Origin of the sequence: Nostoc sphaeroides (assembly GCF_003443655.1) — a bacterium.
Lineage (GTDB): Bacteria > Cyanobacteriota > Cyanobacteriia > Cyanobacteriales > Nostocaceae > Nostoc > Nostoc sphaeroides.
On sequence record NZ_CP031941.1, the window covers coordinates 3957550 to 3969274 of the forward strand.

The 11725-nt window shown below is 43.8% G+C and carries 8 protein-coding genes; 6 read left to right on the forward strand and 2 right to left on the reverse strand.

Annotated features, from left to right (window positions below):
- Positions 1-480 precede the first annotated feature (480 nt).
- From atpD to D1367_RS17585, 3 genes are all read left to right on the forward strand, one after another.
- Entirely contained in the window at positions 481-1929 is a 1449-nt protein-coding gene (gene atpD, locus D1367_RS17575) for a F0F1 ATP synthase subunit beta (protein WP_118167550.1), read from the forward strand.
- A gap of 122 nt (positions 1930-2051) precedes the next feature.
- Positions 2052-2465 carry an ATP synthase F1 subunit epsilon gene (gene atpC / locus D1367_RS17580; protein ID WP_118167551.1) on the forward strand — a complete coding sequence of 138 codons (414 nt, stop codon included), beginning with the start codon at positions 2052-2054 and terminating at the stop codon, positions 2463-2465.
- A gap of 153 nt (positions 2466-2618) precedes the next feature.
- Complete coding sequence (locus D1367_RS17585) at positions 2619-4736, forward strand: flotillin family protein (protein ID WP_118167552.1); 2118 nt, start codon at positions 2619-2621, stop codon at positions 4734-4736.
- Between the two features lie 400 nt (positions 4737-5136).
- Here D1367_RS17585 and D1367_RS30950 read toward each other — a convergent pair whose 3' ends face one another.
- Entirely contained in the window at positions 5137-7143 is a 2007-nt protein-coding gene (locus tag D1367_RS30950) for a beta strand repeat-containing protein (protein WP_181984868.1), read from the reverse strand.
- A 549-nt stretch (positions 7144-7692) separates the two neighbouring features.
- On the opposite strand from D1367_RS30950, the gene D1367_RS17610 reads away from it, so the two are divergent.
- Complete coding sequence (locus tag D1367_RS17610; RefSeq protein ID WP_118167557.1) at positions 7693-9480, forward strand: serine/threonine-protein kinase; 1788 nt, start codon at positions 7693-7695, stop codon at positions 9478-9480.
- Between the two features lie 12 nt (positions 9481-9492).
- On the opposite strand, the gene D1367_RS17615 is transcribed toward D1367_RS17610, so the two are convergent.
- Positions 9493-9792 carry a 30S ribosomal protein PSRP-3 gene (locus tag D1367_RS17615; RefSeq protein ID WP_069071048.1) on the reverse strand — a complete coding sequence of 100 codons (300 nt, stop codon included), beginning with the start codon at positions 9790-9792 and terminating at the stop codon, positions 9493-9495.
- Positions 9793-10050: 258 nt separating this feature from the next.
- On the opposite strand from D1367_RS17615, the gene D1367_RS17620 reads away from it, so the two are divergent.
- Complete coding sequence (locus tag D1367_RS17620; RefSeq protein ID WP_118167558.1) at positions 10051-10299, forward strand: helix-turn-helix domain-containing protein; 249 nt, start codon at positions 10051-10053, stop codon at positions 10297-10299.
- A 276-nt stretch (positions 10300-10575) separates the two neighbouring features.
- A complete protein-coding gene (locus D1367_RS17625) occupies positions 10576-11709 on the forward strand; it encodes a pyridoxal phosphate-dependent aminotransferase (protein WP_244944946.1) in 1134 nt (377 codons plus the stop codon).
- Positions 11710-11725 lie beyond the last annotated feature (16 nt).

Consider the following 11725-nt stretch of genomic DNA (forward strand, 5'->3'; position numbering starts at 1 on the left):
AAAACTGTTTTTTGTCCCTGTGTAATATCGGCTGTGTCTGCGATCGCAAGACACAGCATTTTTATAGGACTTACGCAAAAAACCTCTCAAACTCCTATTCCTTTGTGTCCTCTGCGTCCTCTGTGGTTCGTTTTCCGTTGCTTGTGCGTAAGTCCTGTTTTATTGTGTTGACACGCATAACGCTTGTACTGTTATTTAAGCGGCTTGAACCAAAGCGATGGCTCCGCCAACGCCAAGGGCGAACGCGGCTTAAAATGAGCTTGGTGAAAAACTAGGGTGTTAACTGGATAAAGAAAAAGCATCCGCTTGTCTAGACAAGCTTTTCAAGATGAGGGTTGCAGCTAAAATAGCCAAGCTGCTTTTTAAGGAATTACTAAGGGAGTTATGTCCCCGTCCGGTGCTACAGTGAAAGGTGACATTGCTTATTCTTATGTCTTCTCCGACCGTATCTGAAATATAGCTTCAATCATTAGGCGCAGCATGGTCACAACCGCAGAAAAAACAAACATTGGCTACATTACCCAAATCATTGGCCCAGTTGTAGACGTTAAATTTCCCGGCGGGAAATTGCCACAAATCTACAACGCTTTGAAAATCGTTGGCACCAACGAAAGTGGACAGGAAATCAACATCACCGTTGAAGTACAGCAACTGCTGGGCGACAACCAAGTGCGGACTGTTGCGATGAGTTCCACCGAAGGCTTAGTGCGCGGTTTTGAAGTCACCGATACAGGCGCTCCCATTACCGTGCCAGTTGGTAAAGCCACTTTGGGCCGGATTTTCAACGTCCTTGGCGAACCTGTGGATAACAGGGGGCCTGTAAATGCTGAGGCAAGTTTACCCATCCACCGCTCTGCTCCCAAATTCACCGACCTGGAAACCAAACCTTCCGTGTTTGAGACTGGGATTAAAGTTGTTGACCTTCTGACTCCCTATCGACGCGGCGGTAAGATTGGTCTGTTCGGCGGTGCTGGTGTTGGTAAGACCGTAATCATGATGGAGTTGATTAACAACATTGCTACCCAGCATGGTGGAGTATCCGTATTTGCTGGCGTGGGTGAACGCACCCGTGAAGGCAATGACCTCTACAACGAAATGATTGAGTCTGGGGTTATCAATAACGAGAACCTCAACGAATCAAAAATTGCTCTAGTCTACGGTCAAATGAACGAACCACCCGGAGCGAGAATGCGGGTTGGTTTGTCGGGATTGACAGTAGCAGAGTACTTCCGGGATGTGAACAAGCAGGATGTGCTGCTGTTTATTGATAATATCTTCCGGTTTGTACAAGCAGGTTCGGAAGTATCCGCGCTACTAGGCCGGATGCCTTCTGCGGTAGGATATCAGCCCACATTGGGAACCGACGTAGGTGAACTGCAAGAGCGGATTACTTCGACTACAGAGGGTTCCATTACCTCCATTCAGGCAGTGTACGTACCTGCGGATGACCTCACCGACCCCGCACCTGCTACCACCTTCGCCCACTTGGACGGAACCACAGTACTGTCTCGCGGTTTGGCAGCTAAGGGAATTTATCCCGCAGTTGACCCCCTTGGTTCCACTTCCACCATGCTTCAGCCAAACATTGTCGGTGAAGAACACTACAATACTGCGCGGGCGGTGCAATCAACTCTGCAACGTTATAAAGAACTCCAAGACATTATCGCCATTCTCGGTTTAGATGAATTGTCTGAAGAAGACCGTCTAATCGTGGCGCGGGCGCGGAAAGTTGAGCGCTTCTTGTCTCAGCCGTTCTTTGTAGCAGAAGTATTTACCGGTTCTCCTGGTAAGTATGTGAAGTTGGAAGACACCATCAAAGGCTTCCAAAAAATTCTGTCTGGTGAGTTGGATGCTCTGCCAGAACAGGCTTTCTACTTGGTTGGCGATATTAACGAAGCGATCGCTAAAGCTGAAAAAATCAAAGGTTAGTCATTAGTTATTAGTCATTGGTCATTAGTCATTAGTCATTAGTTCAACTGCTAATGACTAATGGCAATTACAAAAGACAAATGACAAAGGACAAGGGACGAAGGACAAAGGACAAAAGACAAATGACATTAACCGTTCGGGTAATTTCTCCAGATAAAACAGTCTGGGATGCTCCAGCTGAAGAAGTAGTTTTACCTAGCACAACTGGTCAACTAGGTATCCTCACTGGACACGCACCACTTTTAACCGCCCTGGATACTGGTGTAATGCGAGTTCGCGGCGCTAAAAATCAGAATTGGGAAGCGATCGCCCTTTTGGGTGGCTTTGCCGAAGTCGAAGAAAATGAAGTGACAATTCTGGTTAACGGCGCTGAACGTGGTGACAAAATTAACCTTGATGAAGCCCGTACTGCTTACAACCAAGCAGAAGCGGCTCTGAATCAAGTTTCAGCAGACGATCGCCAAGCCCAAATCAAGGCAAATCAAGCCTTCAAACGCGCCCGCGCTCGGTTTCAAGCGGCTGGCGGTTTGGTCTAATTTTACTTTCTATTTCAACTTTGTAGGTTGGGTAACGTCCAACCTACAAATTATTTATTAATTTTTAAAAAAATTACACCAAGTTTAAGAAATCAAGGCTTGCCCTGGTGAAGTGTTAACTTAACTAATTAGTTGCTCAAATGGGCACAAATTATGAAAAGCTTTTCATCTTTGCTTGGTACACTTAAACAAAATAAGCTAGCTAATCTTGCCACATCTATTGTAGCAGCCTTAGCGATCGCTGGTAGTATTCATTCTAGCAGTGCTACTTCTGTAAAAATAAATACTCCGCAAGAAATCAATTCGGCATCAGTACAGCTAAATCACACCACACCAAATATTGTCCAGTTAAAAACTAGCAAGATTCAATTTCAAACTGCTGGAATTGATGGTTTTGCACTAGTTCCCATCGTACTTATCGGTGGTTTAGTCATATTTGTCCCCCTATTCTTTGGCGGACTGGTGGTTATTGGTGAACGTGAAGTCGGCATTGTGGTAAGGAAATTCACCCTTTCCGGGCGCGGATTACCCGCCGGCAGTTTAATTGCCCTCAACGGCGAAGCTGGCTTACAGGCAGATACTTTAGCTCCTGGTTGGCACTGGGGCTATTGGCCTTGGCAATATTCTGTCAAGAAAGAGTCGATAATTGTTATTCCCCAAGGGGAAATCGCCTTGATTGTGGCAGCAGACGGCAAATCAAACCCACCAGAGCGCATTCTGGGTAAAATCGTCGATTGTGACAACTTCCAAGATGCTCGGAAATTCCTCACCCAAGGCGGGGAAAAAGGGCGGCAAATGAGTTTTCTCACCGCAGGTACTTACCGCATCAACACTGCGCTCTTTAAAGTGATTACAGCTGCAAATGCCAGTAGTCATGGCATGAGTCCACAACAGTTGCACATTTATGAAATAGCAGCAGAGAAGGTTGGTATTGTTACTACTTTAGATGGTTCAGCGATCGCAGCAGGTGAAATTGCTGGACGCGTCATTACCGGCCATGATAATTTTCAAAATGGTCAGAAATTTATTGATGCAGGGGGGCAACGGGGTTTACAAGAACAAGTATTATTATCGGGTTCGTGGAACTTGAACCCTTGGTTGGTAAATATTGAACAAGTCCCGATGACTGAAATCCCTATCGGTTATGTGGGTGTGGTGATTTCTTTCGTAGGCAAAGAACATGAAGATGTAAGCGGAGCATCTTTCACCCACGGGAATTTAGTAAACCAAGGACATAAGGGCGTTTGGGTTGAGCCGTTGTATCCTGGAAAACACCCGCTCAATACTAAGGTGATGAAAATTGAGCTAGTACCGACAACAAATATTGTCTTAAACTTCACTGAAAGGATTAGTGGTAAGCACGGTTATGATACCAACTTGCAGGCGCTCAAACTGCTATCATTTGATGGTTTCACCTTTGATTTAGAAATATTCCAAATTATCCATATTGGTGCTTCTGATGCGCCGAAAGTAATTTCCCGCTTAGGTTCGATGCAAAACGTCATCGATCAGGTTTTGCGTCCCATTGTGGGGAATTATTTCCGCAACTCGGCTCAAGAGTATACTATCTTAGATTTCTTGACTGCGCGAAGCGAGCGCCAAGTTGAAGCTTCCGAATACGTTAAATCTGCCTTGCGTGCTTATGATGTGCAAGCGGTGGATTCATTGATTGGTTTGATTACACCACCCGATGAATTAATGCACACACTGACAGACCGGAAAATTGCTGAAGAAAAACGCAAAACTTACGAAGTTCAGCAGATGGCGCAAACCCAACGGCAACAACTTGTCCGGGAGACAGCACTGGCTGATATCCAAGAAGAAATGGTGCAATCAGAGCAGAGTGTGCAAATTGCCGATTTGAAAGCCCAAGCCCAAATTAAGCAGGCGAACGGTGAAGCTGAGGGGACAAAACTCCGAGCAATTGCTGAGGCTGAAGGTATTCGCGCCACAGGTAACGCCAAAGCTGAAACTTACCAGGCTGGTGTGGAAGCCTTGGGTTCACATGGTTATACAGCAATGCAGCTAATGCAGATTATAGGCGATCGCAATGTCCGCTTGATTCCAGATGTCTTAGTTGGCAGTAATGGCAGCAATAACGGTTTAGTAGATGGCCTACTATCGCTGATTTTATGGAATCAAACTGGTAAGGGTGAATTGACACCAACGCCTTTACATCCGCAACCAGTAGTTAACCAAGCACAACCAACCACAGAAAACGGTCTTCCACCTATACTTGTAAATTTTCCAATCGATAAGCAACATCAATAATTTATAAAAGGTAGAGATGCGATGTTTCTCGCGTCTCTATCTGGAAAATAAGCTACAAATGAACGAACATAGATAACAATACTGCTTTTAAGGGCTGAAGCCCTTACTACAAACCTTTAATTATTCACGCCTACTTACTTAATCTTAGGACTTACGCATTGACAGAAAAGCCAAAATAACAGGTATAGTTTTCAAGGTTTATAGCTAGGTTTTTCAATGAGATTTTGGCGATCGCACCCAATCAACGGTGATTGAAAAAAGCCTGAACCAACGTATTTTCGTTAATGCACAAGATAGTTATTTTGTACAGTGCGTAAGTCCTAAATCTGTATTTTTCTGTAACTGAGAATAAAAGTCCGATCTAACAAAATCGCATCGCTCCCTAGAGGAATTAACAAACCTATGCCCCGTTTGCTAAAGTACTGTAGCAGAAAGAGCTATCTGCAAAGATAAATTTCTCAAAGCCAGTCGTAGACAAGGTAATGGGGTTTTCATTGTTGTTGAAAGTGATGTTGGCACTTTTAAGGGGATTGCCACAAATAACACCAGATACGATGAGTTCAGAGCGATTGAAAGCTCTAAGATCGAGAGTATCCCAGCCGCACCCGCCATCAACAGTTGCTTCCCCAAATCCTTTGAAGTAGTCATTCCCAGCGCCCAGTTCAACGCTGATTCCGCCACCGATAGTGACTTTCTGTTGAACTCCATCTAGGGTGCTGGTGGCAATAACTTCGTCATTACCATTACCAGTTTTAATGATTCCTTCTCCATAAATGCCATAGGCAGTACCACCAATTGTTGCTGTAGCCTGGCCGGTAAGCTTGTCAGAACCGTTGCCAGTATCAATGATTCCGTCGTTGACGATGCCATAGGCGGTAAAGTTTGTTCCAGAACTGTTGCCATAACCCCTAATCGTGTCCTTGCCCCACCCTGTAGTGATAGTGCCGTCTTTAGTGTTCTGAATGCCAGTTCCAGCACCGCTATCGCCGATGTTGCCGGGCCCGCTGAAGGCGCCGATGCCACCAGTACCTCTGCCAATGATAGTGTCTTCCCCGTCTTTGGTATTTAGTTTGCCACTGTTGCTAATGCCAGTCCCACTACCGCCGTTGCCAGCCTTACCACCACCGCCGCCGATGCCGCCAGTAGCTGTACCGACGATTGTGTCATTTCCGTTCCCCGCATTCAGACTGCCACTGTTAACAATGCCGGTTGCAGTACCGCCGTTGCCAGCCTCACCACCATCGCCGCCGATGCCGCCAGTAGCTGTACCGACGATTGTGTCATTTCCGTTCCCCGCATTCAGACTGCCACTGTTAACAATGCCGGTTGCAGTACCGCCGTTGCCACCATAATAAGCCTCACCGCCGATGCCACCAGTACCTGTACCGGCGATCATGTCATTTGCGTCTCCTGCATTCAGACTGCCACTGTTAACGATGCCGGTTGCAGTACCACCCTCAACGCCGCTAGTACCCTCGCCGTTAGGAACGTTAACGCCGCCAGTACCGCCAGTACCTGTACCAACGATCGTGTCTTCTCCGTTTCCGGTATTCAGACTACCACTGTTAACAATGCCAATCCCATTACCACCGTAGGAGCCTTCGAGATCAGCCGCGCCGATGCCGCCCTTCCCTGTGCCGGTGATTGTATCTTCTCCATCTCCTGTATTCAGACTCCCGGTGTTAGCAATGCCGATCCCAGCACCGGTGCTATGGTCACCGTAACTGCTGCGGCTGCCACCAGTACCAGTGCCGATAATCATGTCTTGTCCTTCCCCGGTGTCCAGTTCGCCACTGTTAGCGATGCCAATTCCATCGCCGATTATGCCCCTATCGTACCTGCCGTAACCGCTGCCGCCGTTGCCACCAGTACCGGTGCCGATGATCGTATCGTTTCCGTTTTCAGTATCCAGTTTGCCACTGTTAGCGATACCAGTCCCAGTACCGCTGTAGCCGCCCTCGCGGAAGCTTTGATAACGATTTGGAGCGTTGGCGGCACCGCCAGTACCAGTGCCGATGATCGTGTCATTTCCGTTCCCTGCATTCAGACTGCCAACGTTGTTAGCGATGCCTGTCCCAGTACCACCACTACTACCCTCATAGTAACCTTGGCCGCCGCTGCCACCAGTACCGGTGCCGATGATCGTGTCATTTCCGTTCCCTGCATTCAGACTGCCACCGTTGTTAGCGATGCCTGTCCCAGTACCACCACTACTGACGCTGTACTGATCGTTGCCACCGTTGCCGCCCTTCCCTGTGCCAGCGATCGCATCTTTCCCTGAGAGTGTACGAATGTAACCTCCAGTTAAAATATCAATACCTATTGCATCGGCATTTAATTCTTCTCCAACTAAAGTGTCGGTGCTGGGGGTGCCAATGAAATTGGGTGGAACGGTAAGTCTAGGCATGATCAAAATCCTCTTAATTGGGTTTAGTACGGTCGGTTTGCTCATTTAGATGAGCAGTTTTTCAAAAAAATTCCCGGAATCCTTTATCCAAGAGCGATTCAGTGATTGAGTTCGCTGTTGTAGGAGTCACTTTAGGTAATGAAGTTCCAAATAATCAGAATTTCCAGGATTAAAACTTGCTTGCGATCGCATCGCGTCCGATGAATTTCTTCTGCGTTCAACTAGTGGGTCATCTTACAGGCTGATAGCCATTTCCATAATCTGGAAATCACCTATGGACGTTACGAGAAAAGGAAATTTTATTACTTCCTTAATAACAGTACAATTACCAGCATCTTAAGATTTAATGTAATCTATCTTTAGATGTGTTACAACATTTATCTTTAACCCACACTTTGGAATATATGTACTAATACTAAATATAGCTATTTATTTTACGAATTCATGAATTGCCCCTATAGGATGTAGTATTGCGTAATTCCTAAAAACGAAAAAATAAAAGTTTAAATTAGGCAGGAAATTTTGCTTTTACAAGAGCGTTATCGTTTAATGAAACAGATTGGTAAAGGGGGATTCTGTAAAACCTTCCTTGCTGTAGATGAGGGTCAGTTTCCGCCAATTCCTTGCGTTGTTCAAGAATTATCGCAGGAATACGAAACATTTCAAGATTTTCAGCAAAAGGCGCAACAGCTAGAGCAATTAGGGAAACATCCGCAAATTCCCGCTTTATTGGCTTATTATCAGCAGAATGGGCATTTCTATTTAGTGCAGGAGTTTATTGCAGGCACTAATTTAGCTCAAGTGGTTGAAGAAGAAGGTGCTTTTAATGAAACTCAGATTTGGCAACTTTTAGAAGATGTGTTGCCAGTTTTCCAGTTGATTAGCGATGCCTGCGGCGGGCGTAGATGCAGCAACATCATCCACCGCGATATTAAACCCCAAAATATCATCCGTAGATCCCCAATTACCAAGAAGGGGGATTTCGTCATAGTCGATTTTAGTACTGCGAAAATCGTCACAGAAATTGATCGGTTAACATCTGAAACCAGTATTGGCAGTCCAGAATACTCTGCACCAGAACAAGCGAAGGGGAAAGCAGTTTTTGCTAGTGACTTATATAGCTTAGGTGTTACTTGCATTTACTTACTTACCCAGATTCCTCCCTTTGATTTATATGATATTGCAAATGATTGCTGGGTCTGGCAACAATATCTTACTACTAAGGTAAGCGATCGCTTGGCGCAAATCCTCGACAAGCTGCTGCAAAACGCTGTTAACCGTCGCTTTCAATCGGCTAATGAAGTTATGCAAGCAATGGGTATGGAATATAAAATCCAAAATCCAAAACTTGTACTGAGCGAAGTCGAAGTATCCAAAATCCAAAATCCTCCTTGGCGATGTTTGCATACCTTAACTGGGCATTCTGGGACATTGAGTAGTGTCAATGCCCTTGCCATTAGTCCTGACGGTTACACTTTAGCCAGCGCTAGCGATGATAAAAACATAAAATTGTGGGATTTAAATAGCCAAAAAGTCATAGCTATCTTATCAGGACATTCTCAAGCTGTAAAATCAGTTAGCTTCAGTCCAAATGGGAAAATTCTGGCAACTGCTAGCGATGATAAAACTATCAAATTGTGGCAGGTTGAGACATTAGAGCAAATCTGCACCATCTTAGGACACGCACACGCTGTAAAATCAGTTGCTTTCAGTCCAGATGGGCAGATGCTCGCTAGTGGTAGCTGGGATAAGACAATCAAACTCTGGGATGTAAATACTGGTAGAGAATTGTACAGCATAACTGGACACCAATTGCAAGTAAGTTCAGTGGCATTTAGTCCTGATGGAAAACTTTTAGCTAGCGCTAGTTATGACAGAACAATTCGCCTGTGGCAGATACCTCCATTAGAAAGTTCCCGAACAGAATTTGAAAACCGCCCATGCTATAGCTTGTTAAGCACCCTTTCGGGTCATGCATGGGCGGTTTTGACAGTCGCTTTTAGTCCTGATGGGAAAATTTTGGCGACGGGTAGTGATGATAACACTATTAAATTGTGGGAGGTAAACACTGGTCAGCTAATTTGCACACTTGTAGGCCATTCTTGGTCTGTGGTGGCTGTGGCTTTTACTGCCGATGGCGAAACACTCCTAAGTGCAAGTTGCGACAAAACAGTTAAACTTTGGAGAGTAAGCACAGCAGAAGAGATTGTTACTCTCTCTGGTCATATAGACTCAGTATCTGCTGTTGCTGTGAGCAAAGTTACACAATTAATTGCAAGTGGCAGCCGGGACAAGACTATCAAACTGTGGCAGCTTGTAGAACAGCAGAATCGCTAATATTGTGTAATATCAGGCGCTACCTGTGAAGGCAACTTCTGGAAATTTCAATTGAGCTTCTGCCATTGGACGGTTTCTACCTTCCTCTTGCCAGTAGTTAATCACTTCTGTTGCTTTATTAAGCAACTCGACACGATCCACATCAGTAATCCAATGTTTGGACTCTAATTCCTTTTTTAACTCTTCCCAGGCATCATTTCTGGGCCAAAAAAAGTACTTAGTCAAGGGACTGGTGCCTTTGCCGACAATTTGATCGACTGCAAGAGCAACGTTCTCGTCTAACCACAGAATTTTTAAAATAAACTTGGTCAATCACACCTCCGGGAATTTCCGGGCATTACTGAACTAGGATAGCGATCGCTTATTTTAACGCAATACTCTATCAAATGACCAAACAGTAATTGAAAAAGGGACTGGGGACTGGGGACTGGGGATTAAAGCAAGAAATTTTACTATAAAAACACAAATTGCGCGTATTCACTGATGGATGGTGCAATTTTGCATGGTTAATATGTAGCAAATAATATAGCATCGGCTACTTAAGCTAAAAGGTAAAGTTTCTTTGGTTAAATGACTATTAAAAAACCCTTGGCTATCAACCAGCCAGAAGTGGGGCAGATAATTTATGATTTGCGGCTTGCTTTCGGGCTTACGCAAGAACAGTTGGCAACCTCTCTAGGCGTTACGTATAGCACAATTAACCGTTGGGAAAATGGACGCTCTAAACCGTCGCCGATGGCGATGAAGCTTATTGAGCAGAAGCTTGATGATATGGGCGCTCAGGGTCAGGATTTATTGGCTAAGTATTTGCGGAATTAGTTGTTTGCTCAATTTTGATGTGAGCGGTGGGTTTTGCCCATCGCAGATTTAACCTGCTTTCTTCAGATTAATTACGGTCAAGGGAAATACCAGATTTTCATATTGGGCATTTTTCTATCCCCCCGTGAACGGTTACATAGAGTACAGCTTACATACTAATTAATACATATGAACATACTCAATTTGACGGATCTTACCCAACACGAAGCTGAAGCTATAGATCAAGAATTCAATTTTGCTAATGCTTTTAATCAACAGACTCAATCTTCTTCACAAATGGATATCATCACCAAATTACCCGAGATATGGTTAGATGCAAAACGAACAAAACAAAAGGATTCAAACGAGAAATTTATAGTAACTTTCTACACTACTCGTGGCTTAAAGAGTGCCTTACAACCAAACAATATTATGCTACATTATGCGGCTTCAATTGCCATAATTCATATTGCAAATTATTTGGTAAAAAAGCGATTAAGTGTGAGTTTAATTGAACCCTGTTTTGATAGCCTTTTTAATGTATTTAAGCATTTAGAAGTACCCATTTATCCTCTAAAAGAAGAACTTCTCCATGATGGTGATAGTATTTATGAGAACTTAAAAAAATATATTAAAACAGATGCAATTTTTCTTGTTGATCCGAATAATCCCACAGGATTTACAACATTAGGTATTAAAAACCAGAAGATTTTTGCAGAAATCGTCAGGTTTTGTAAAGACTACAACAAACTCCTGATAATTGATTACTGCTTTGCTAATTTTCTGATGTATGACGATGAAGTTGAGTTATATGATACTTATCAGGTATTGAAAGAATCTGGCATCAACTATATGGCAATTGAAGATACGGGAAAATATTGGCCTATTCAGAATACCAAAGTAGCCATGTTAAAAGTGTCTGATTGTTTATACGAGGAAATGTATAGCATCTATACTGCTTATATTCTGAGCATTTCCCCTTTTATTCTGAATTTATTGAGTGAATATATTTTGGAATCGCACCGTAGCCAATTTAGCTCTACTAGGTACTTGCTCAAAAAAAATCAAACTATTCTTAAAGAAACGTTAGAGGGGACAATTCTACACCTACCAGAGACAATGACAAAAACTTGTGTAGCTTGGTGTGAAATTCAGGATTCCAGTATCAAGTCTACAGAGTTACAAGAGTTCCTATTTCAAGCTAAGGGAGTCTACATTTTACCGGGAACTTTCTTTTACTGGAGCAATCATCCTCAAGGTGAGAAATATATCAGGATTGCTTTAGCAAGAGATACAGATAATTTCATGCAGGGGATGAAATTATTGAAAGAAGGATTAGAGATATTAAAGTTAGAGAAAAGTGTCTGGAAAACAGAAGAATTGCTGATCAACTCTACAAAATCCCCCAATCTAAAAACTGCAAATCATTGAAAAATATCAAAGCATT

What these genes read in the sequence shown, in the direction of transcription:
- D1367_RS17610 (WP_118167557.1), top strand. Translation starts at nt 7,693, where the DNA reads ATGAAACAGATTGGTAAAGGGGGATTCTGTAAAACCTTCCTTGCTGTA.
- atpD (WP_118167550.1), top strand. Translation starts at nt 481, where the DNA reads ATGGTCACAACCGCAGAAAAAACAAACATTGGCTACATTACCCAAATC.
- D1367_RS30950 (WP_181984868.1), bottom strand. Translation starts at nt 7,143, where the DNA reads ATGCCTAGACTTACCGTTCCACCCAATTTCATTGGCACCCCCAGCACC.
- D1367_RS17620 (WP_118167558.1), top strand. Translation starts at nt 10,051, where the DNA reads ATGACTATTAAAAAACCCTTGGCTATCAACCAGCCAGAAGTGGGGCAG.
- D1367_RS17585 (WP_118167552.1), top strand. Translation starts at nt 2,619, where the DNA reads ATGAAAAGCTTTTCATCTTTGCTTGGTACACTTAAACAAAATAAGCTA.
- D1367_RS17625 (WP_244944946.1), top strand. Translation starts at nt 10,576, where the DNA reads ATGGATATCATCACCAAATTACCCGAGATATGGTTAGATGCAAAACGA.
- atpC (WP_118167551.1), top strand. Translation starts at nt 2,052, where the DNA reads ATGACATTAACCGTTCGGGTAATTTCTCCAGATAAAACAGTCTGGGAT.